This window comes from Sutcliffiella horikoshii, from assembly GCF_008180725.1.
GTDB classification, from domain to species: domain Bacteria; phylum Bacillota; class Bacilli; order Bacillales; family Bacillaceae_I; genus Sutcliffiella_A; species Sutcliffiella_A horikoshii_B.
This window is the reverse complement of the sequence record NZ_VTEV01000007.1, coordinates 43,363-66,666: the sequence shown is the minus strand read 5'-3', so window position 1 is coordinate 66,666 and position 23,304 is coordinate 43,363. Positions and strand designations below refer to the sequence as shown.

The window sequence follows — 23,304 nt, the reverse complement described above, 5'->3', positions numbered from 1 at the left end:
TTCTATTATAATGATTTGAGCGAATAAAAACATTAAAAAGAACAGCTAATCATAACAAAAGCTGTTCTTTACTTGAAAGTCGTATTAAATTCATTAAATGGCCAGTAGCGGACATGGACTTTTCCTACAATGTCTTCTATTTTTACAAAACCAAAATGCCTGCTGTCCAAGCTGTTTAATCTGTTATCTCCTATTACAAATACATGCCCTTTCGGTACTTCTTCTTCGCCCGTTAACTCTTCTAGCGAAAAATCTCCTGTAAAGTTACCGCCAAATATTTTCAAGTTTTCAGGAGAGATGAATGGCTCTGTCACGAGCTCTCCATTTACATAAAGCATGTCTTGTTTGTATTCAATTTGGTCGCCAGGCAACCCAATTACTCTTTTTACATAATGGATATCTTCATCCTCTTGTTGAAAAACAACGACATCAAATCGTTCTGGCTTCGTAAAGGAGTAAACCATTTTGTTGACCATTAGGAAATTCCCTTGCTCCAATGTAGGATTCATAGAATGCCCTTCTACAATATAATTAGAAAAGAAAAGCGCACGAATCATAAGCACCAAAAGGAATGTGACAACCAACCATTTCATTGCTGATTTACGTTTTGTGATCTTTTCTTTCAATTCATAACCCCCGAAAGTCTATCTAGGTCTTTTGTACTTTAATATTATCATAATATACTGAATTTTTACAAACAATTGTTTATTTTTCTCCTGATAGCTGTAGACGAAGTTCTACTTTTTTACCGATAAACCATAAAACTAACATGATAGTAATGGCAATGGCCGTTTTTATCGGCGCGCGAATAAAGGAAATGATGTCATAGCCAATATAACTTATGGTAAAAATCATCACCATTTTACCAGCTACCAGCGCCAGAAAAAATTGATAAAATTTTATTTTTGAGAGTCCGGCAACCACGTTGATTAAGAAAGATGGGGTAAAAGGAAAACATAGCAAAAGGAATATAGGGCCAAAACCATGTCTCTCAATCCAAGACATCATTTTCCGAATCTTTTCTTTTCTAAGCAAAGCTTGTATTCTTCGGCTTCTTTTCAATTTATGTACAAAATAGTAAACAAGCACAGCTCCGACTACAGACCCTGTCCATGATATTAAAAAGCCGAACCAAAGACCAAAAGCAGCAGCGTTTGCCATGACAATTACAATCAATGGGAGAAAAGGAAGGAAAGCTTCGAGCACCACAAACAGGAAACCCGGCAGCGGACCAAACGATTGATACTCCTCCAATATTTCCAGTAAATTCTCCATTGTCAGTAATTCTTTTATATATTCAATAATTTCCATTACACTATCTCCACTTCTCTGCTAGTCATCTTTCTCTATTGTACTAATTATTCCTTTAATGTCCCATTAAATAACCTTTATCTCCAAAGATTTTTTTGCTATGAACTTTATTTTATTTGAAAACATGCGAAAAAAGTATATTATTCGCCTTTGTTAGGCTACCGGGAAATGAAAGCAGGAAGGAAAAACAAATCGTTTTCCTTCCTGCCAGGCTGTTGACAAACCTTAAAGTATTTAATGCTTACATGCAGCTGTTGATTTTCGTTCCAGGCGCTCCGCTTATCCTAAGCCCGGTCCGGAGTAAATGCGATAGCATTTTCGAGGAGTTTGTACGCCTTCTACTACGACCAACTAGGCTTTTAAAAAAGGCTGTATACGCAAGGTTTATTTCTTTATCCTATTTGTTCTGGGTCATTCAGAATACGTGAATTCTGCCAATACCTCAAAACTATCAATTTCAAAATCCATCAAATTTTCTACAAGGAGTGTTTCTTCGTCTAGATAAAGAGTGGTGAGAAAGGTTTTACCAGGTTCAAGTGTTCCAAAATCGGATAAATCGTAAACCGCCTCCCCTATCTCCAGCTCCACCAACTGGCCGGTTTCATCCCAATACTTGACAAGGATGGTTATGTCCCCTAATAATCCATTTACCGGATGCTCGAAGCCGTTGCGGATGAAACTGCCGAACATGAACACTCCGTTTTGCAGCTCCTCCTGATAGAAATTCAGCTCCTCGAGCGTGATGCTGTCCTTCGGTGGAGGTCCGAACCCATTCAAAACGCCCTGTATTTGGGCCAAGAGCTTGGGATTTATCGAATCTCGCTCTTCTTGTGTCATTTGTAGTGGCTGGTCGGGGAGGGAAACCGCCTCTTTAACTTTGGCATCTAATACTTTGTGGAACCATTCGGAGGGAATCAGGCCCTCTTTGATTAACCTTTTACTCTCAGCCCACCACCCTATCTTATCGTCGTAGTTCATATAGTCAAAGATAGGATCAGGTTGTCCATTGGCGTCAAGAATCGTCAACGAAATGGAATGATCGATAATGAACTTCCATTTTCCATCCACCAAATGCAAAATGACATAGGCTGATGCGTCTCTATTGAAATTCTTATCTGGATTATAGACTTCTGTCATCAGAGTCGCGTCATAAGTAGCCAACACCTCGTTATCCTTTTGATAGAGCACTTCAATGTTATCCACATTGCTTATCATATCTGCATCAATCATATCCCGAATTTGGGAGAGGAAATCATCGTTTTTGTCTCCATCAAAAGTTTGAAGATACTCCTCAAACTTCCCTTCATTCAACAGCTGAAACTTGGTGTGGATGGCATCTTCCACTTGCTGAACAATGCGCATGTCCACTCCATTCTCATTCGTCTCTATCTCTATTTTCCCGTTCACTTCGGCTTCCGCTGTTCGTTCCTCCTTCCCACTTTTTGATTCATTCTCGCCTGCGCAAGCTGCAAGCATGACTCCTAGCATCATAAATGCAAACGGAGCTAAGATGTTTTTCCATTTACTACTCATGGGTATGGGTCATCTCCGCCCGAATTTCCAACTCCCCGTATTCTATAAAGTCCTCAATATGTTCGACTAAAAGGGAATCAGGACCAAAATAGAGAGTTGCGAGTCCTGTAGATCCAGGCTCAATAACTCCCACTTCTGTCAAATCCATTACTTGACTTGCAATCTGTAAGTCAACCGTTTCATCATTTTCATTCACCGCCGGGGAAAAGATAGACACCGTCCCTTGTATGTTGCTAATTGGATATTCAAAACCATTTCGAATGAAAGCATTGAAAACGATGTATCCGCTTTCCAAATGTTCTTCATAAAGCAGAAAATTGTTAATGGTAACTATATCCTTTGGGGCATCACCAAGTTGATTTAGTACTTTTTGTAGTGGTACCAATTCCTCCGATGAAAAATGTTCCAGTATTGCCTCCGTATATTGTAACGGTTGGTCAGGGATGGAATCCTCCATTAGCTTGATTTCTGCAAGCAGAGATGCGGACCATTCAGACGGAAGCAGCTTTTCCCTTTTCAATTTTGCGAGTTCCTTGGACCAAAAGAATAGATGATCAACATCCATAATAGTTTCCGGTTCGTCGTCATGATTGTAGTGATAAAGCGTAATATAGTCCAACTGATTAATTTTCCATACCTCTTCCACTTTCTCTAGGACGATAAAGCCGGTCCCAAGGCGGTTGAAATTATGGATAGGGTGATATTCTTCGGCCACTTGTTTCAAGTCAAATGTAGCCAGCACTTCATTATCCTTTTGGTAGATGACTTCGCTCTCATTTATGATGGTAGTTATCTTTGAATCCATCATTTTCTGGACGGTTTCAGTTGATTCTTCATCCGCCGGCTTTTCAAATAGCTCCCAATATCCAGCTGAATCTCCTTTTTCCAATAACTTAAAATACAATGGGAGAATCTCTTCTACTGCTGCCGTTGCAGTAGCTTTATCTATTTCAGGTGGTTTCTTTTCCTCTACCTCTGAACTCGCCGCGGCAGGATTACCCAATTTTCCTTTTGTGACTTCTTCATTGCCGCTACAGGCAACCAACACGCTCCCAATAATAAGCAATGCACAAGGAACCAGTCTCCTTTTCATCCCTCAACCCCCTATTATGTAGAAATACTGTTAAATTATACTACAAAATAGGTTAAAGGTATCAGAAAATAAAGAAAATTTAGCTAATTATTTCTAATTATGCCAGAGTTCACCTTTGATCAACCTACTCCTAATAGTCCATACTTTTGATTATGCAGATTCTCAAAGACAAAAATACTTTTAAAGAAAGCACTACTATAATCTTCCCCTTCCTCAAGCGACCAGCACGTGGAAAGGACACCATGTGCAAACCCCCAGGCAAGTATCCTTCTTTCATCCAGCTTCAATTTTCCGACTAAAACGGCAATCCTTTTTAATAGGATTGGTTCTATATTTGCATCCGGTAATTTATTTAATAGAAATTGTATCGTATCGTATTCACGTTCACCCACCAAGCCTTTAGGGTCAATAGCTACCCATGATAATTCCGCCTTTAAAATATTGTAATGGTGTAGGTCTCCATGCAGGATGTATCTTTCATTTTTTTCATCCAGCAATCTACGGAAGGTCTGAACAGCTTTTTGAAGGAGTTCCCGAGTAATAGGACCCTTCCCAAAAGGAAATTGTTGCTGGAAATCTAGTAGACTTTTCTCTCTCTCTTCGATTTCAGGCAGACAGGAACCTGGAGTTTCCCTTACCCATAAAGATTCCATGATATCAGCAGCAATCTGGGTTGCTTTTATGTCATCTTCCAGAGTCGCAAGCGTATCACCTGGAGTAAGTCGTTCTAAAATCAATATTCCACGATCTACTTCTATATCTATGATGCTCACCATTCCGTCTCCAGCAAAATACCTTAACGCATCCACTTCCGAATAGAATTCCTTGCTTGGAACAGAGAGTTTTAAGACAACCTGGCCCCCATCCCTTTTCTTGGCAGGAGCCACAAAATTATACGAAAGTTCAAAGGGAGGGAGAACCTTCAGACTCCAATTTTTCTCGCAGTAATGGATTAAGGAGTCAAAGTTCTGTAACCACTCTTCCCCCTTTTCTTGATGGATGTCCCTGATTGTCTGAACAAATTTTGGTGGGAGATTCACCATGTTCCTATTCCCCACGCTGTGTAAATGCCCATCGATGCCCATCTGGATCGGCCAACTCAAACTGGATGTCTCCCCATGGACGAGTTACTGGCTCCGTTAGAGGTTTATTGTCGTTCTGATGGTCTATTGGTGTGAGTCCGTTTTGTTGAACAAAGCGGAATAGGTCCTTAACATTTTGGACTGCTGCATGTACCTCCGTAATGCCCGGATTTGTTTCGTTTGCTGGATGAAGCATGACCAGACCGCTTCCCAGGTGGAACCAATGCATCCCTTCATAGCCGTGTGAGTATTGGAACCCTGCATTTGTGTACCATTCCTTGGAGTTTTCCGTATCTTTGCAAAATAAAACAACGTGATCGAGACCTTTTATCATGTGTTATTTCCTCCTTATTTTTCCTTTCAGTAAAACGAAGCTCCCCCAAAAGGAAGAGCCTCGCTTGTTTCTACTTTTTTACTTAGCACCTTCCAAATACTCTACAAACCAGTTCTTAATATGCTCCAGTCTGTGAATACGCAGTGCTGGATCTCCGCTTCTGGAGAGCTCATGATTGGCACCTGGGAAACGAACAAACTTAGTTGTTTTACCCTGCTGTTTCAATGCAATGAAAAGTTGCTCTGCTTGCTCAACAGGACAACGGTAATCTCTTTCTCCGTGCAGAATTAAAAGTGGCGTATTTACATTGCTAACATATTTGATTGGGGAATGCTCCCAAAGCTTCTCCACTTTTTCACCCATATCTCCTTTTACTTCCCATTCAGAGAAATAGTAACCAATGTCGCTGACACCATAAAAGCTCAGCCAGTTTGAAATAGAGCGTTGTGTGACTGCTGCTTTGAAGCGGTCGGTATGACTGACCACCCAGTTTGTCATGAAGCCCCCATAACTCCCACCGGTAATTCCCAAATTATTTTCATCAATAAAATCGAATGTTTCAAGCGCATAATCCATTGCAGCCATGACATCGAGATAATCCTTGCCTCCATAATCACCACGCACAGCATCGACAAAATCCTGCCCATAACCATGACTTCCACGAGGATTTGTGAATAACACGACAAATCCTTGTGCCGTCAATGTTTGGAACTCATGGAAGTATGTGTTGGCATACATAGCATGTGGGCCGCCATGGACCTCCAAGATGGTCGGATATTTTTTCCCTACTTCAAACCCTGCAGGTTTCATAATCCATCCATGCAAATCCCAGCCATCCGGTGCTTTATAGCGGATAGGCTCGGCGACACTTAACTCTACTTCATTTTTCCAAACTTCATTGACATTAGTCAATTGGGTACGTGTCTGAGAACGGAAGTCAAGGTAGTAAAGCTCGCCTGGATCTGTAGAGTTACTTACCCCTACAATCGCCTCATGGGTATCGGTAAGCATGCTTACTGCATATACGTGCTCATCCGGTAGATGGATCGGATACATAGAACCATCCAACGAACCAAAGTAGATTCCTGTAGCACCTTGGTCACTCATTAAGAAATAAAAGCCTTCACTTTCTTCTGTCCACATTAGCCCAGGATTCACATTACCGTAATGGAAATCACCAATTGCAACGTCCCCTACCTCCACATCCAGGTTCTCTGAGAGACAATGAGTTTCACCTGTTGCAAGCTGCGTCACCCATACACGAGTCAACGTTGCACTTTGAAACTCTTTTTCATGCCCTAAAAAACCCAGGTACTGACCATCTGGTGAGAAGGAGATCGTAGAGAAGAAACCGTTGCTACGAGTAATTTTTTTCTTTTCTTTGGTCTGAACATCCATTACATAAACATCCGAGACCAATGAAACATCTGGATCTTCTTCAAGATTTGCTACAAAAGCAATTTTTGTTCCATCAGGCGACCAGGCAGGGCTGCCATAATCCCGATCTCCTTCTGTGAGGAGGCTCACTTCCTTTGTTTTCAAATCCAGTAGTGCCAGATGGTCGTTTTTTTTGTCCAAAAACCCCTTGGCATCAGACTTGTAACGCATTTTTTCCACTACGAGGGGCTCAGGCTTTTTCTTTTCTTCTTTCTCACAGGAAACAGCATGCAAATCATCCGCACTCTCTACAGAAGTACTGTACAAAAGCTTCGTGCCACATGGTGACCAGACTGGACCTCTGGCACCATTTTTGCAGAAGGTAACCTGCTCTGCTTCTCCCCCGTTAACCGGCATTACATATAGTTGGCTTTTCTCGTTTCGGTTGGAGACAAAAGCAAGCTTGCTTCCATCCGGAGACCACCTAGGGCTTGTTGCTCTTCCTTTTCCAGATGTAAATGGTACCGCGTTCCCCTCTAAATCCCCAACAAAGATGGAAGAGCGATATTCATTATCTTCCTCGTGGACTGTAGTCTGCACAAACGCATACTTGCGGGAATGTTTATCCCATTGCGGATCTGTGATCGATGTTAGACGAAACAGATCTTTAGACTCTATTTTTCTCTTTGTCATTGAAATCTCTCCCTTATGTAAAATTCTCCTTTCTACTTATTTCGACAAATGAAATAATTCCCCTTTAAGAAATATGAAAAAACTTTATTTTACAGTTTTAAAAAGGTACTTGCATATTTTTTAGTTTTTGGTATAAAATAAATACGAACAAACGTTCTAAATTTTTAGGAGGAAGATGAAATGACAAGATTATCAAAAGAGCAAATAAACCTGTTTGAACAGGCGATATATCTTCCTTTGTTATTGATTGTTCTAGAAAGAGATACAAGCGTTATTAAGGACAGCGGGATTAAACTAAAAGAACCCTATCTTACTCTTATTGATCAAGTCATGCGTAAAATTCAGCTTCAACTCAAGCAAATAAAAGCAGACATGAAGCAGCAACACATGAAGCTCCACAAATTAAAGCAGGATGAATCCTTCACCATGTATGCTTTTCTGTTTAATGGATATGAAGAGCACCATAATTATTTCAACCCGCGAATTAGGAATAAGGTAAATGAACTTTTGATGCAATTTATTTTAAAAACGGAAGATAACCCAACTAATGAAAAATAGGAATGAATGGTTCTTGTAAAGGATTGCGTAAAGTAACATTCAAATCATTATGTTCATTTACAGAAGCATAAAAAACATCTTCAACACTAGTTACTTTCTGTTTTAACAGTTCTTCTCGAAGCCAGGCCTCGTTTAATCCTTTGTATGTCAAGGTTTCCTTATAAATTCGACCGTCCATTATGACTGGAAAATCCAAGGAGTTTTCGTATCCACCCGAGCGAACATCTTCCACCTTTGCCGCCTCTTTTTGGGGCTTCATTTTAACAGATATGTTTCCATTCGCTTCAATTAAGGCAAAGTGAACATCTTCCACCTTAAATACATCCTTTTCCCTCAACATTTGCAAGACATTATCAATGGAGTAACTGATCTTACGCATATTCTTAATATGAAATTGTCCTTCATATATGACTAATGTCGGTTCAAAGGTTAAAAGTCTGCCAAGCTTATGATTTTTTATCTTTAACCACGCTATTACCTTTTGTAAAAGACCGATCGCGATAATGGCACCTGCAGTAGGAAAATGATGGATGCTGGGATCAGCAATATCTGCTCCAACTACTGCTCCGAGTGTGATAATAACAATGAAATCAAAGACAGGAAGCTCTCCAATGGACCGCTTTCCCATATATAAAGTTACAATCAACATGAGTGGCAGAATCGTGATAATTCTTCCCAGCACCTTTAAGAAGTCTATGAATAGTTCCACTTTATTTGCCCTCCTAGTTGTCCTTAATGAAAAATTGGTACACTTTGTGTGTAACCGGGGGTTTTTAAGGTAACATGCAGGCTTCTATCTTCATTTAGTGCCGCATAAAATACATCTTGGATTTTAACAATATTTTTTTCCAGAAGCTCCTTCTGTAACCATTCTTCATCTAATTCCAGATATTCCAATGCTTTATGCTGTACTCTACCATCCATGATAACGGTGTATTCAACGGAGGGTTTTGCCAGAGCAACCTGCACATCTTTCATTTTCACAGGTTCTTTTTCCGGTTTTAATTTCACTGATAGCTCTCCGTTCGCTTCAATTAAAGCAAAATGGACATCCTTCATTTGGAAAACATTCTTTTCCCGTAACATTTGCAGGATATTATCAATAGAGTAACTGATCTTGCGCATATTCTTAATATGAAATTGTCCTTCATATATGACAAGAGTCGGCTCAAAAGAAAGAAGCCTTCCGACTTTATGGTTCTTCATTTTTAACCAAGCAATCAACTTTTGTAAAAGTGCAATCGCAATAATAGCTCCCACAGTAGGAAGATGATGGATATTAGGCTCCGCAATATCTGCACCGACCACCGAACCCAGTGTTAAGATGACAAGAAAATCAAAAACCGGAAGTTCACCAACAGAACGCTTTCCCATGAATAAGGTTACAATGAGCATCAATGGCAAAATGGTAACAATCCGAAAAATCACCTTTGATAAATCTAGTATTAGTTCCATAAAGTGAATCGTCCCTCCATCCTTTTTCTTAGCCTTATTCAAAAAGAGAAGGTTATGCATTTTTACTCCAAAAAAAGAAGCCTTTCTTTTTCGAAAGGCTGTAAATGATGCTTATGAAATTCTTTCTGTTACCCCTGTATTAACTTTGTAAGTCCTTACTGTTTCTCAATCTGTACATAATCCCGGGGTTAGCGACAAGGCTGCGGTTTGAGTTACTCCTCTTCCTGTTGACACGTTGCTGAAGCTTTGCCCGGAAAAGAGATGTGCGATGGACTTGTGCTTCATAAGAAGTTTTGGATATAGGAAATTCCACCATGATGTTGTTTGGGAACATGACTTTTGTATTCCCAGTTGAACTTTGTTTATATTCATATGCGTAATGTAGTGAAATCCAGATGCAGTTATCATTTGTAGGTGATGCAGTGGGGAAAAAGAAAATGTCATTCATCGGATCGATGACAATCGGGGGTTTGTGAGTATAACCAGAGATGCCTTTGGTACCTTGTTTTCGTCCTTCAAAGCTGGATCCATAAAAATTGCAGCTGTCTTCAATAATTTTTATTGGAGGCAATGAAACATAGATTTCTCCTTCTTCTTCTAGTACTTTTGAATAAAGGTTACCCTCCATTTCAAAGGGAATGATTGCCATAGTAAAGCCATTAATTTCATAATCACACGACATATCGACATTATTCTTCATTATGTTCATCCTTTCCATCCGTGTCCTTTGTCATCTCATGACAAAAGGACTAGTTATTTGACTATTTATGTATATTTTCCCAGAAAACCCAATCAGTGTAAAGGTTTTTAAAATATTTTAAATATTTTAAAAATTTGTTGATTTTTATAGCGTTCCTCAATATACTATTAAAAAGGCTCGAGGTGAGGAACTCATGAAGAATGAGAAGTCTTATACGGAATTAATGAAAGCGAAAAAGATGAACAAGAAAGTGTCCGTTGAAGCCTATATGATGAATGTGTATGTTCAGATGATTATTGATGAGTCTTTATTCCACTACCACAAAAACCTTCTGCAAGAGAAAATTGACAGTGCCCTGGATGCCAATGACCCTTCCCTGTTCCACCTACTTTCCACTAGATATAAAAAATTCCTGAATGATTGGGGCGTTTCCGCTTAAAAGGATAATTCCCAAAAATAAGAGAAGAGCTCCTAGCGCTCTTCTCTATTTCTTTTACTTATTTTTTCCTTGATAAAACTGCGCTTCTTCTGTTGATCCGCTCAGTGCCGTGGTAGAGGATGTTCCGCCGGAAACGAGCTTCGCCACTTCATCAAAATATCCAGTACCTACTTCGCGTTGATGGCGAGTTGCTGTATAACCATACTGCTCACTTTCAAACTCCGCTTGCTGCAACTCGGAATATGCTCCCATTCCACGGTCACGATATCCTCTCGCAAGCTCGAACATACCGTGATTCAAGGCATGGAATCCAGCCAAGGTCACAAACTGGAACTTGTAGCCGAACTGGGCAATCTGCTGCTGGAATGTCTCAATGGTAGCATCATCCAACTTCGCTTTCCAATTGAAAGATGGGGAACAGTTATATGCCAACAGTTTTCCAGGAAACTTTTCGTGTATGGCTTCCGCAAATGCTCTTGCCTGCTCCAAGTTAGGCTCAGAAGTCTCACACCAAATCAAATCAGCGTATGGTGCATATGCAAGACCGCGAGCTATCGCCTGATCAATTCCGGCTTTTGTGCGATAAAATCCTTCAGCCGTTCGCTCACCAGTTAAAAATGCTTGATCGTTCTCATCGATATCACTTGTAATAAGATCTGCAGCGTCCGCATCAGTTCTTGCAATCAATACTGTCGGCACACCCATTACATCAGCTGCGAGACGTGCTGATATAAGATTTTTCACAGCCGTTTGAGTTGGCAATAATACTTTCCCGCCAAGATGCCCGCACTTTTTCTCAGAAGATAATTGATCCTCAAAGTGAACGCCAGACGCACCTGACTCGATCATGCCTTTCATTAACTCAAACACATTCAACTGACCACCAAATCCAGCCTCCGCATCTGCTACGATTGGTGCAAAGTAGTCCACCTCTTCGCTTCCTTCTAGGTATTGAATTTGATCTGCACGCTGCAGTGCTTGATTGATTCGTTTAACTACGTGTGGCACACTGTTTGCTGGATAGAGACTTTGGTCAGGGTACATATGACCGGATAGGTTGGCATCTGCCGCAACTTGCCAGCCGCTTAAATAAATTGCTTTCAAACCCGCTTTTACTTGCTGAATAGCCTGATTTCCTGTTAAAGCTCCAAGTGCATGCACATAGTCCTGTGTGTGAAGAAGATCCCAAAGTTTTTGTGCCCCTCTTTTAGCCAATGTATGTTCGATATCTATGGAACCTCTAAGACGCAAAACTTCTTCTGCAGAATATGGTCTTTCAATGCCATTCCATCGTTGTTCTAGTTCCCAGCTTTCTTCTAACTGTGCAATTCTTTCTTCTCTTCTCATTACTATTTCCTCCTTTAATTTAGGTATCTATTAATCTTCCAATAACTTGTAAGCTGGAAGTGTTAAAAACTCAGCAAATTCATCTTCTTTAATTAGGTTTTCAAAAAGACTGGCGGCCTTATCAAGTTTACCTTTTGAAAAGCGATTAGGGCCTACTTTTTCAATGATGGCTTGCTTTTCTTCCTCAACTAGTTGTTTGACCAATTCTAAGGTAATCTGAGTTCCATCTTCTAGTTCTGCTTTTGGATGTCTAACCCATTGCCATACTTGAGATCTGGAGATTTCTGCTGTAGCTGCATCTTCCATCAGGTGAAAGATTGGTACCGCACCGTTTCCATCCAACCATGCAGCAATATACTCCATTCCAACATGAATATTTTTCCGCAAACCATCTGCCGTTATCGTACCCTCTGGAATTTGAACAAGTGCACCCGGGTCTGCTTTGACATCTTCCCTTTTTATGTGCAACTGATTCTGACCTTCCATGTGCTCATTAAACACTTCCAATGCCACAGGAACCAATGAAGGATGTGCCACCCACGTTCCATCATGGCCATCTTTTACTTCACGAAGTTTATCTTCTCTTACTTTTGCGAATGCTTGTGCGTTCGCTTCTTCATCATTTTTCACTGGAATTTGTGCTGCCATCCCACCGATTGCGAAGGCACCTCGTTTATGGCAAGTCTGAATCACCAATTGTGTGTAAGCTCTCATGAAAGGAACTGCCATTGTAACTTGGCTCCTGTCAGGCAACAGGAAGGATGGATCATTTCTAAATTTCTTTATGAAACTGAAAATGTAATCCCATCTCCCACAATTCAGTCCTGCAGCATGCTCTTTCAGCTCATATAATATTTCATCCATTTCAAAGGCTGCCGTAATGGTTTCTATTAATACGGTTGCTTTGATCGTCCCTTGATCAATGCCCAATTCATTCTGAGCAAAGACAAACACATCATTCCACAGTCTCGCCTCTTGATGACTTTCAAGCTTTGGAAGATAAAAATATGGAGCGCTTCCATTTTCCTGCAGCACCTTGACGTTATGGAAGAAATACAATCCAAAGTCCAAAAGGCTTCCAGAAACAGATTCGTTATTGATTTGAATATGTTTTTCTTCTAAGTGCCATCCTCTTGGTCTTACAAGAAGGGTGGCAATTTCTTTATTCAATTTGTACTCTTTTCCGTTTGAAGCTGTGAAGTCAATTTTGCGCAAGTTTGCGTCTCGTAGATTGATCTGTCCCTCTATCATGTTGCTCCAAGTTGGAGATGAAGCATCCTCAAAGTCTGCCATGAACACTTTTGCGCCTGAATTTAAGGCATGAATAATCATCTTACGATCAACCGGACCTGTTATTTCCACCCGTCTGTCTTGAAGGTCTTTTGGGATGTCTTTCACTTTCCAGTCACTTGTTCGGATAGCTTTCGTGCTATTAAGAAAGTTTAATGGTTCTCCCTGATCAATCCTTGCTTGCCTTTCTTTTCTTACTGCTAACAGTTCTCTTCTGCGCTCATTGAAAGTGTGATGGAGCTTCTCGATGAAAGATAATGCTTCCTGTGTTAGTACAGTTTCAAAGCCTTTTTTCATTGGACCTGTAACGCTGATGCCTGTTGTACCGGTATTCACGATATACTTGCTCCTCTCTTGTTATGAAACAGTTAGTATATTTGTATTGTATTATATAACAGAGTGTTCGTAATAAAAAGACTTTTTTGAAAATTTATTGGTAAATATTTTTCGACACAGATAAAAATGAAAAAAATAATCCTATAGGATTTGATTGATTGGTTAAACGCAGCTGTTCCTTTCCGAAAACAGCTGCGCTTTCCACGGGGCGGCCTTGAGCCTCCTCGCTTCGCTTCTGGGTCTCAACATTGCCGCTACTTCCCCGTAGGAGTCTCCGCCATTTGCTCCAATACACAGCTAGAAATAAAAAGAACAAAAGAATAATGTTTTTTTGAGGCTTTTTTAACCTTAGTTTAAGGGAGTCACCTTGTTGGATGAAGTGGAAGGCGCGCAGGCAAGATATGCCCCTAAAAAACTGATAACGCAAAGTTTTTAATGATTCCTAGCTGGTGATTGGAGCAAAAGGCGAAGACTCCTGAGGGAGATAGCGCTAGGTGGAGACCCCGCAGGCGTAGCCGAGGAGGCTCCAGCAGTGCCCCTAGGAAAGCGAAGCCATTTGCGCAAATCACCAGCGGTGTCTAAACAATACCTAAAATCAAGGACTTATTAAATGGCTTCCAAAGGAGTGAGAAGGCTCACGGACCGCCCGCAGGCAAGCGAAGCGCCTGGAACGGAAATCAACTGTATTATACAATTTCTTCATCATAAAAAAAGCAAGCAACGCACTCTTTCACGTTGCTCACTCTTCCTTTACATACCGCTGTAAATAAGCGATTCTGTCCACCATTGGAGGGTGGGTATATCGAAAAAATTTCACTAAGGCCGGAGGATTCACTTCACTTAAACTAGATTTAGTAATTTCTTGAAAAGCCTCTATAGCCGGTTCTGTATTTCCGGTCAGTTCAATGGCATACACGTCAGCCCTGTGCTCCTGATATCTTGATACTGCATTTGTTACTGGGCTTGCAAGGAAAAGCAGCAAAGACACTAGCACTAGCAATAGCGGTAGAGAGGCAAGTTGGTTTAAGCTATTGATTTTCCATCTCTTACCGAAGCTGTTTATAAGCTTACTTGCTGTCCAATAGATCAAGTAAAAAGCAAAGAAAGAAAATACGATGTATCCAGAAATGCCGATTACAATATGATTCATATCAAAGTGTCCCATTTCATGCGCCATGATAAAAAGAATTTCTTCTTCCTGAAGTCGATTCAAGAGCGTATCCCACAGCACAATACGGGAGTTACCGCCAACACCGGTAACATATGCATTCATGCTATTCGTTTTTTCAGCCATATTCACTTCATAGACTCTGTCGGCAGGAATATCCGCTTCAGCAGCCAGTTCCAGGATTTTATCTTCTAATTCTTTATCTTGAAGCTCGGTAAAATCATTATATAAAGGGTCTATGACAACCGGTTGAATATACATCATAAAAAATACGAGTGGAATGAAGCATCCCCAAGCAATCGCCCACCACCACTTCGGAAATTTACGGATAAGCACGTAGAGAAGAAAAACCACTACCCACATAATGAGAATTCCTTCCCAAAATCCGACAACCTGATCACGCATCCAGCCGGAATAAGGCTGAACTGTAATGCCATAATGTTTAGAAAGAGAGTAACGAAGATAGCTTAGTGGATAATGAATAACCGTGCTGAATAAAGTTAGCCAAAAAAGATAAATTCCTGTCTGTAGCGTTTTATATTTAGTGACTTTTTCCGCCCATCCTTGAATGGCACTTGCCCCACCTAAAACAAGAAGAAGGAAATAGAATATCCATTCCACAGGAAGCGTCAGAAAGTAGATGGTATTTCGTATTTTAGAATACTCTTCGGTGAGTAACAGTTCCTTGCTACTTAGAAAGGTTGCTGGGTCAGCTTTTGTTCCCACTAATTCAGTTGGAAGGGAAGTATCCGCGCCGATCCATATGTAGAAGGTCACCGCTAAAGAATAGAGTAAGTAGCTAGTTAATGTCAGCGAGACTGTTTTTTTCACATTTGCACACCCCCTTGTCCTAAATATCCCTGTTATATTCTATGCCACAAAATAAAAAATAAGCAGGCTATTAGAAAGAAAAGCCTACTCGTTTCATTATTAACTGACAAGCCAGGAATACACACTCAAAGCTGCAATAGCGCTAATTACAACCAGAATGACGTTTGCACCTAGGTAAGCGACAAGTAATGCCACTGCTGCGCCGATGATTCCATACATGATATCTTCATTTATTAAGAAAATCCCAGGAACAATTAGTGCCCCAAGTGTAGCGTAGGGAACATTTTTCAATACTGCCTGTACGAATGGCGGTAGCTCCTTGCCTTGGAACATCACAAACGGTATCAGGCGTGGAAGGTAGGTGACTACGGCCATGCCGACAATCATTATGATAATCATACTATTCATCCACATTCCCCCCCTCCTTAGACCATTTGGCGAATAAGATTTCTATCCCGACAGCACTAGTGATAGTCGCAAGGACAATGGACCATCCAGCGGCAATACCGATTACCAACGAAAACACAGAATTAAGGATAGCTGCAGTCCCAGCGAGCACAACCACTTTTCGGTGTTTCTTTAAGGAAGGCATCAACAAGCCGACAAACATGGCATAAAGGGCAACTGCCATGCTTTCTTGAAGAGATGAGGGTAAACTGCTGCCGATGACATGCCCGATCCCTGAGCTTACCACCCAACTGGAATAAGCGATTAAGATTACTCCGAACATATATCCCGTTTGAATGGTTCCTTCTTTGGTAGCAGTGACGGAAAACGTTTCATCCGTTATGCCAAATGAGAAGAGTGATTTCTTCCAGAGACTATTCTCTTCTACTTTTTCATTCAGGGAAGCGCTCATCAAGAAGTGACGTATGTTCAGAATAAAAGTCGTCATGACAATTTCAAATACACCAGATCCAAGGACAATCATATTAAGAGACATATATTGTGCTGCTCCGGCAAAGACGAGCAAGCTCATCAGCACCGTTTCAGAGACCGTTAAGCCCGCTGATTTTGCCAAAAGTCCAAATGTAATAGCGATTGGTATGTAGCCGATTGCGATGCTGACTCCAGCTTGCAAGCCGTTTCTAAAAGAGGAAGGTTTTCTTGCTGCGATGGTAGTTGCCACTGTTCATTTCTCCTATACTAGAAAATTGAATTATTTTATTAATATACTAGTAGTTTACTGGATATGTAAAGAGTATTTCGAAAAGCGAGATACTTTACTTTAACAAAAAAACTCCCCCTTCCTAAAGAAGAGAGAGTTCCATATAATTTTTATTTCCCCTTAAACTCCGGTGCCCGCTTTTCGCCAAACGCAACAAGCGCCTCTACGCGGTCTTCCGTCGGGATAATCACTTCATATGCCTTACGCTCAATCTGCAAGCCTGTCTGCATATCCACTCCCATACCCTGACGAATGGCAAACTTGGCCTGTTGGACCGCTACCGGACCGTTTTTGAGCATTTCACGGGCAAGCTCCATCGCACCGTCAAGTACTTGAGAGGCTTCATCTACCAATCTTGTAATCAAGCCGAACCCACTTGCCTCTTCTCCGGTAAATCGGCGAGCTGTTAGAATCAATTCCATCGCTTTTGCTTCACCAATAATACGAGGCAGGCGCTGGGTGCCCCCTGCTCCCGGAATAATTGCCAAGCTTGTTTCCGTCAGGCCCATTTTCACATCTTTGCACGTCACCCGGAAATCACAAGCAAGAAGGAGCTCCATCCCGCCTCCGAATGCATACCCATTTATAGCTGCGATAGTAGGCTGCGGCAAATCAGCGATACGGTTGAACACATCCCCTATCTTGTAAACATTGCGTCTTACTTGCTGCTCGGTAAGGCCTCTTCTTTCCTTGAGGTCCGCTCCAACACTAAATGCCTTCTCCCCTGCCGCCGTAATCACTACCACACGGACGTCAGCATTCGTGCGAAGCTCCTCCGCTACATTTCCCAATTCTACTAACATATCATAATTAAACGCGTTCATCGCATCAGGGCGATTAAGCGTTACAGTTGCAACATAATCTTTTATCTCTACTACAATATAACTCAAATCTCTCCGTCTCCCTCCAAGATTGTTAGCGGTTACAAATTTCGCTAATTTATACATTCTCTATTGAGAGCGTAAATCCTTTAAACACCCAGCTTTTCTTTTAATGCTCTTCTTAAGATTTTTCCAGTTGTGTTCTTTGGAAGCTCTTCTAAGAACTCAATGGAAGTAGGCATCTTATATTTCGCCAAGCGTTCCGCGCAATAGCCAAGTAAATCCTTCTCATTTGCTGGAGCATTCGTTACGACAAAACATTTTATCGCTTCACCGAACTGAGGGTCAGGCACCCCGACAACTGCTACTTCTACCACATTTTCATGACTGTACAGAACTTCTTCTACTTCACGAGGGTATACATTGTAGCCTCCTACGATGATCATGTCTTTTTTGCGGTCGACGATATAGAAGTATCCTTCATCGTCCATTTTTGCAAGATCGCCTGTATATAGCCAGCCATCACGAATTGCAACGGACGTTTCTTCTGGCATCTTATAATAGCCTGCCATGACATTCGGCCCTCTGACAACAAGTTCCCCAACTTCCCCAGGTGCCACTTCTTCTCCTAGTTCATTCACGACTTTGTTTTCCACATTTACAATCGTCGTCCCAATCGAACCAGCTTTTCGAGGCTTATCTAGTGGATTAAAACAGGTAACAGGGGATGCCTCTGATAATCCATAACCTTCCGAAATAATAACATTGTATTTCTTTTCAAAATTCTTCAATAGAGCTACAGGCATGGAAGCTCCACCAGAAATGCAAAGTCTCAATGATTTCAAATCTTCTACATCGCCTTGTGATTGCAAAAGGAAATTGTACATGGTTGGAACACCTGCAAATACAGTTGCCTCGTATTCTTTTACCACATCAAAAATCACCTGTGGGCTGAACCTTGGAACAATGATGACCGTCGCGCCATTCATCAATGGAGCATTTAAAGCTACTGTCAAACAGAATACGTGAAACATTGGCAGAGTTGCCACAACCTTGTCCGTTTCGTTCATCTTAAGGAAATCGGCAGAATCCTTTGCATTGCGATACAAGTTCTTATGCGTCAGCATTGCCCCTTTCGGCTTACCTGTAGTCCCAGAAGTGTAAAGGATTACAGCTACATCGTCATCCTTCAGTTCCGGACCATCATATGTAAAGCTTCCAGATGCCATAATCGATGTAAACGATTTCAATTTCGGATAAACCGTCAGTTGCTCTAGTGGAAAATCTTTCGCTTTTTCTTTTCCGTCAGGTGTTTCGCAAATAATGTAATGCTCTGTTAAAGGCAGGTGACCATGAAGCTTTTCAAAAAGTGGAACAAGAAGGTCTAAGGTGATGATGGCTTTAACATCGCCATCTCTAAGGATGTAAGAAAGTTCTTCAGGAGTGTAGATTGGATTAATAGGAATAACGGTTGCCCCAATGCGTGCGGCACCATAAAGCCCAATGACGAAATATGGCGAGTTTCCGACAACAAGGCCGATATGATCTCCCTGTGTGATTCCCATCTTTTCTAGGCCTGTTGCAAAAGCGTTTATTGCAGCATTCAACTCTGCGTAAGTTTTGGAATCCCCTTCAAAAATATACGCTTCTTTCATTGGATTTGTCTTTGCGGTTAATGCCAACTGCGATGAAATATTCAAGTGTTTCATCTCCCCTTCGAGTAAATTGAATGAATGACCATTCATAAATCTCCCATTATCCATTATAGTAGATTGCTAGATATCTGTCATTAAATTATGTCGATAAAATTAAAATTTTCAGATAAAATATTTTACTATAAAAAAAGAGCAGGGAATCCCTGCCCCATGCTCTTGAAATTAATATATTAGATCAATCAATTCATCTCTGGAAATATTTCCAAAATAATGTTTCACATCGATTCCTTCTAGAGCTTGTGAAATTTCTGCTTTCTCATACTTCACACCTGATAAAAGGTTTTCCACTTCTGAAACATCTCCAACACCAAAGAAATCACCATAAATTTTGCAGTTTTCTATTTTTCCTTTTGTTACATCTAGACGTACATCAATTTGCCCTACCGGAAAGCGATGTGAATGCTGAAGGTTAAACTTCGGCGACTTTCCGTAATTCCAATCCCAGTTTTGATAACGTTCTTTGGAGAGCTCATGGATATTCTTCCAATCTTCCTCTGTTAGGTCGTACTTAGGGATGTCTTTTGATTTAAAGATTGCCTCTAATAAAAGCTGACGGAACTGTTCAATCGTAAGATCTTCATGTAGGAATTCTTTAATATTTGCTACCCGGCTGCGGATTGATTTGATGCCTTTAGATTCAATTTTATCCTTCTTGACGTTAAGTGCGGAAACTACATGCTCAATCTCAGAATCGAACAGAAGCGTACCATGACTGAACATACGGCCCTTTGTAGAGAACTGCGCGTTTCCGGAGATCTTTCGTCCTTCGGCAAGAATATCATTGCGCCCGCTCATTTCTGCTTCCACTCCAAGGCTTTTCAATGCTTCCACAACTGGTGCCGTGAACTTTTTGAAGTTGTGGAAGCTCTCACCATCATCTTTTGTGATAAAACTAAAATTCAAATTTCCATGATCATGATAGACCGCTCCACCGCCGGATAACCTACGTACCACATGAATGCCATTATCCTCAACATACTTTGTATTTATTTCTTCTACACTGTTCTGGTTTTTCCCGATGATAATGGAAGGCTCATTGATGTAAAAGAGCAAGTAGGTATCTTCAATATCCAAATTTTTAAGCGCATATTCTTCTATTGCCAAGTTGATTCTTGGATCCGTAATTCCTTTATTATCAATAAAAAGCATCATCTCTTGCCACTCTCCCAACTATATCCTTTATGTGCTAAATCAATTTTTCCATTGTAGATCGTTGCAGCCTCTTCCACCAACTGCTCCACTTTACCAAAATGAGGTAGATGCGTGAGCAGCAATTGTGGCACTTCTGCACCTTTCGCAACCTTTGCAGCATCATGGCTGTTCATATGTCCTGCCCCTTTACCATCTTGGTGAGCGTACAGATTACATTCACAAATCAATAAGTCAGTACCTTTTGTAAAAGGAATAAATGATTCCTGATAGCTTGTATCTGCCGTGTATACAAACGAACCTTCATCTGTGGATACCTTCATGGCATAACACGGAACTGGATGAGTGGTTTTCAAGAACTCAATGGTGAATGGCCCTACCTGTAATGGTGTAGATGGATTATAGGCAATACCTTTTGTATATTCTTTATGATGCAGTGAGGAAAATCCTTGCAAGTCCTCCTGGTGTCCATAAATAGGAAGCTGCGGTACAGATTTGCCCATATAAAATGAGATAAGTCTCGCATATTGCAAAGGACCAATATCCGCGACATGATCATGATGGTAATGTGACAAAACTACTGCATCAAGCTCTGTTACATCTATGTAATTCTGAAGCTGTGCTAATACACCGCTTCCACAATCAATCAATAATTTAAAATTTTTATGCTCGACTAAATACCCAGATGTTGCACTGTTAACAGCTGGATAGCCTCCCCAAAACCCTACCACGGTAAGCTTCATGCCTATACATCACCCTTCTGTTGGTTTCCAAAATCAAGTCTACCATATCCCTGCCCATTTTCCTATTTAGAGGAGTTGTTTTAAAACAGTTGTTGACAGGACAAGTTCTGTTATAATACAATAACAACAAATAACAAAACGGAGGGTGATAACATGTTGATTAAAAGTACAGAATTTTTCAAAACCTTACCACCTAAAAAATGCGTTGAATGCAAAAAAACAATGGATGAGCAGCACGAGTGCTACGGCAACCATTGTGATGAGTGTATGTCCAGTCAGTTAAAATAATATAGAATATAAACCAAACCAGGGAATCTGCTAGATTAATAGCGGGTTCCCTGGTTTTTTGATTTATACCGCTTTTGAATTCCGCAAAAGGCTTCGCTTTCCGCGGGGCGAACTTGAGCCCCCTCACAACGCTTCAGGGGTCTCAACATTGTCGCTACTCCCCCGCTGGAGTCTTCGCCATTTGCTCCAATCACCAGCTAGAAAACCTCATACTCTATTAGAAATAACAAAAAGAGCACTCATCCCCATAAGTGCTCTTTTTTCTATTCTATACGTAAACCCCTTGTTTGACCGTTGATTCCCGAACGATAAGCTCGAGATCATATTCATAGATTTCCTTGTGACGATAGCGTTTGGAACGCACCTTTTCCATCATGACCTGGAAGGCTTTGCGGGCCATTTCATCAATAGGCTGATAAACGGTTGTGATGGTCGGTTCCACTAGCTCCGTAATAGCCTGATTGTCAAAGCCCACAACTGCAAGATCTTCTGGGATCTTCCAGCCCGAGCGCTTTGCCTCTGAAATAATGCCGGCTGCCACTTCATCTCCGCCAGTAAAAATGGCACTTGGTTTTTCCTTCAAAGCCAAAATTTCCTGAAACACCCTTCTTCCGTCTTCAATAGTAAAGGCATCGCGGAAAGAAAAATCTTCACGAAATTCCACATTGAACTCTGCAAGTGCTTTTTTAAAACCTGCCTCCCTGCTTATGGCGACATTGCTTTTATAGCCACCAGTACAATAGGCAACCTTGCGATGACCAAGTTCCAACAAGTGCTTGGTCGAAATGTAACCGCCATATGTCTGGTCAAGCCTTACAGACGGTACATCCGCATCTTCTTCAAACTCATTGCACAAAACGATTGGTCCATATTCTAAAAACGGTTCTATTACATTCCAGTCATTTTGTATGGAGGAAAGGATAATTCCGTCCACTTGTTTCGTTTTTAACAAGTTCAAATAATCAAGTTCCTTTTTCTTTGAATATTTTGTCTGACAGATGATGAGCTGGTAACCGTTTTCGGCTGCAGCCATTTCCATCCGTTCGATCAGTTCACTGAAAAATGGATTCATCACACGAGGTATCAGTAATGCAACCATCTCCGTCTTCTGGCTTCTCAGACTTCTTGCAGATGAATTTGGAACATAACCAAGTTCACTCATTGCATTAGATACAAGTACACGCTTCTTTTCCGATACATACGGGTGGTTATTTATGACACGAGAAACAGTGGTCCTTGATAACCCTGCCAATCTTGCTACATCTTCTATTGTTGCCACGAGTCTCGCCACCTTAGCTGAAATAATAGGTTAGTAGAATGGTTGAAATCGTTTTCATAACTACTAGTATAAAAGGAAATGTAAGTGTTTTCAATAAAAATTTTACAATTAGTTATATTAAAGAGCAAAATCGCTAAAGCGAGCTAAAACCACGTCCCAAGATCATAATCTCTTGGAACGTTTTCTCGGTTTTCGTATAGCTTTGAAATATTGACCTTGGCCGGATCTTCCCTTTGCGCTCATCTTTAACTATTTCAATAAAATCCCTTGTCACCAAAGGGTTTATAATGGCGATGAGGACCTCTCTCCTCCTGATTTCTCGTCACTGAGGTTTTAATAACGCCGATGAAGACCTCTCTTCTCATGATTTCTCGTCACTGAGGTCTTCATACAGGCGATGAGGACTTCTCTCCTCCTGATTTTTCGTCACTGAGGTCTTCATACGGGCGATGAGGACCTCTCTCCTCCTGATTTCTCGTCACTGAGGTCTTCATACAGGCGATGAGGACTTCTCTCCTCCTGATTTTTCGTCACTGAGGTCTTCATACGGGCGATGAGGACTTCTCTCCTCCTGATTTTACGTCACTGAGGTCA

General features: G+C 41.0%; 23 protein-coding genes. 3 read left to right on the top strand and 20 right to left on the bottom strand.

Annotated elements, in window-relative coordinates:
- Positions 1–68: 68 nt before the first annotated feature.
- The 7 genes from lepB to FZC76_RS17170 form a co-directional block, all read right to left on the bottom strand.
- Positions 69–593 carry a signal peptidase I gene (gene lepB / locus FZC76_RS17200; protein ID WP_148989558.1) on the bottom strand — a complete coding sequence of 175 codons (525 nt, stop codon included), beginning with the start codon at positions 591–593 and terminating at the stop codon, positions 69–71.
- Positions 594–705: 112 nt separating this feature from the next.
- Positions 706–1,311: a TVP38/TMEM64 family protein gene (locus FZC76_RS17195; RefSeq protein WP_148989408.1), complete on the bottom strand. Its 606-nt coding sequence runs from the start codon at positions 1,309–1,311 to the stop codon at positions 706–708.
- A 411-nt stretch (positions 1,312–1,722) separates the two neighbouring features.
- Complete coding sequence (locus tag FZC76_RS17190) at positions 1,723–2,844, bottom strand: hypothetical protein (RefSeq protein WP_148989407.1); 1,122 nt, start codon at positions 2,842–2,844, stop codon at positions 1,723–1,725.
- Positions 2,837–3,937: an SLAP domain-containing protein gene (locus FZC76_RS17185; RefSeq protein ID WP_148989406.1), complete on the bottom strand. Its 1,101-nt coding sequence runs from the start codon at positions 3,935–3,937 to the stop codon at positions 2,837–2,839. Before FZC76_RS17185 ends, FZC76_RS17190 begins: the two co-directional genes overlap by 8 nt.
- Positions 3,938–4,056: 119 nt before the next feature.
- Positions 4,057–4,980, bottom strand: coding sequence for an aminoglycoside phosphotransferase family protein (locus tag FZC76_RS17180; protein WP_187442127.1), 924 nt, complete (start codon positions 4,978–4,980; stop codon positions 4,057–4,059).
- Positions 4,981–4,984: 4 nt separating this feature from the next.
- On the bottom strand, positions 4,985–5,353 hold the full coding sequence (locus FZC76_RS17175) for a VOC family protein (protein WP_148989404.1): 369 nt from the start codon (positions 5,351–5,353) through the stop codon (positions 4,985–4,987).
- Positions 5,354–5,431: 78 nt separating this feature from the next.
- The gene (locus FZC76_RS17170; RefSeq protein WP_148989403.1) at positions 5,432–7,423 is read right to left on the bottom strand and encodes a S9 family peptidase; all 1,992 of its coding nucleotides are present in this window, start codon (positions 7,421–7,423) and stop codon (positions 5,432–5,434) included.
- A 180-nt stretch (positions 7,424–7,603) separates the two neighbouring features.
- On the opposite strand from FZC76_RS17170, the gene FZC76_RS17165 reads away from it, so the two are divergent.
- Positions 7,604–7,981, top strand: a complete 378-nt coding sequence (locus tag FZC76_RS17165) for a hypothetical protein (protein WP_148989402.1) — start codon at positions 7,604–7,606, stop codon at positions 7,979–7,981.
- Here the strand turns inward: FZC76_RS17165 and FZC76_RS17160 are convergent.
- The 3 genes from FZC76_RS17160 to FZC76_RS17150 all read right to left on the bottom strand — a co-directional run bounded on the left by FZC76_RS17160 (position 7,968) and on the right by FZC76_RS17150 (position 10,136).
- The gene (locus FZC76_RS17160) at positions 7,968–8,690 is read right to left on the bottom strand and encodes a DUF421 domain-containing protein (protein ID WP_392396849.1); all 723 of its coding nucleotides are present in this window, start codon (positions 8,688–8,690) and stop codon (positions 7,968–7,970) included. The two genes, FZC76_RS17165 and FZC76_RS17160, sit on opposite strands and share 14 nt — an antisense overlap.
- A gap of 23 nt (positions 8,691–8,713) precedes the next feature.
- Positions 8,714–9,436, bottom strand: coding sequence for a DUF421 domain-containing protein (locus FZC76_RS17155; protein WP_148989401.1), 723 nt, complete (start codon positions 9,434–9,436; stop codon positions 8,714–8,716).
- A 139-nt stretch (positions 9,437–9,575) separates the two neighbouring features.
- Entirely contained in the window at positions 9,576–10,136 is a 561-nt protein-coding gene (locus FZC76_RS17150; protein WP_187442126.1) for a competence protein ComK, read from the bottom strand.
- A gap of 193 nt (positions 10,137–10,329) precedes the next feature.
- Here FZC76_RS17150 and FZC76_RS17145 point away from each other — a divergent pair, with 193 nt between their 5' ends.
- A complete protein-coding gene (locus tag FZC76_RS17145; RefSeq protein ID WP_148989399.1) occupies positions 10,330–10,575 on the top strand; it encodes an IDEAL domain-containing protein in 246 nt (81 codons plus the stop codon).
- 54 nt (positions 10,576–10,629) lie between these two features.
- On the opposite strand, the gene aceA is transcribed toward FZC76_RS17145, so the two are convergent.
- The 9 genes from aceA to FZC76_RS17100 form a co-directional block, all read right to left on the bottom strand.
- Positions 10,630–11,922 (bottom strand): isocitrate lyase, encoded by a 1,293-nt coding sequence (aceA, locus tag FZC76_RS17140; RefSeq protein ID WP_148989398.1) that lies wholly within the window; start codon positions 11,920–11,922, stop codon positions 10,630–10,632.
- A 30-nt stretch (positions 11,923–11,952) separates the two neighbouring features.
- Entirely contained in the window at positions 11,953–13,548 is a 1,596-nt protein-coding gene (aceB, locus tag FZC76_RS17135) for a malate synthase A (RefSeq protein ID WP_148989397.1), read from the bottom strand.
- 739 nt (positions 13,549–14,287) lie between these two features.
- A complete protein-coding gene (locus FZC76_RS17130) occupies positions 14,288–15,547 on the bottom strand; it encodes a M48 family metallopeptidase (protein ID WP_148989396.1) in 1,260 nt (419 codons plus the stop codon).
- Between the two features lie 99 nt (positions 15,548–15,646).
- Complete coding sequence (locus FZC76_RS17125; protein WP_148989395.1) at positions 15,647–15,955, bottom strand: AzlD domain-containing protein; 309 nt, start codon at positions 15,953–15,955, stop codon at positions 15,647–15,649.
- Positions 15,948–16,676, bottom strand: coding sequence for an AzlC family ABC transporter permease (locus tag FZC76_RS17120; protein WP_148989394.1), 729 nt, complete (start codon positions 16,674–16,676; stop codon positions 15,948–15,950). Before FZC76_RS17120 ends, FZC76_RS17125 begins: the two co-directional genes overlap by 8 nt.
- A 149-nt stretch (positions 16,677–16,825) precedes the next feature.
- On the bottom strand, positions 16,826–17,605 hold the full coding sequence (locus tag FZC76_RS17115) for an enoyl-CoA hydratase-related protein (protein WP_148989393.1): 780 nt from the start codon (positions 17,603–17,605) through the stop codon (positions 16,826–16,828).
- An 80-nt stretch (positions 17,606–17,685) separates the two neighbouring features.
- Entirely contained in the window at positions 17,686–19,236 is a 1,551-nt protein-coding gene (locus tag FZC76_RS17110) for a fatty acid--CoA ligase family protein (protein WP_187442125.1), read from the bottom strand.
- A 177-nt stretch (positions 19,237–19,413) separates the two neighbouring features.
- Positions 19,414–20,400: a lipoate--protein ligase gene (locus FZC76_RS17105; RefSeq protein ID WP_148989556.1), complete on the bottom strand. Its 987-nt coding sequence runs from the start codon at positions 20,398–20,400 to the stop codon at positions 19,414–19,416.
- A complete protein-coding gene (locus FZC76_RS17100) occupies positions 20,400–21,143 on the bottom strand; it encodes an MBL fold metallo-hydrolase (protein WP_148989391.1) in 744 nt (247 codons plus the stop codon). The genes FZC76_RS17105 and FZC76_RS17100 overlap by 1 nt, the downstream gene beginning before the upstream one ends.
- Positions 21,144–21,296: 153 nt before the next feature.
- On the opposite strand from FZC76_RS17100, the gene yhfH reads away from it, so the two are divergent.
- Complete coding sequence (gene yhfH / locus FZC76_RS17095; RefSeq protein ID WP_082380846.1) at positions 21,297–21,431, top strand: protein YhfH; 135 nt, start codon at positions 21,297–21,299, stop codon at positions 21,429–21,431.
- Positions 21,432–21,699: 268 nt separating this feature from the next.
- On the opposite strand, the gene FZC76_RS17090 is transcribed toward yhfH, so the two are convergent.
- Positions 21,700–22,710 (bottom strand): LacI family DNA-binding transcriptional regulator, encoded by a 1,011-nt coding sequence (locus FZC76_RS17090; RefSeq protein ID WP_148989390.1) that lies wholly within the window; start codon positions 22,708–22,710, stop codon positions 21,700–21,702.
- Positions 22,711–23,304 lie beyond the last annotated feature (594 nt).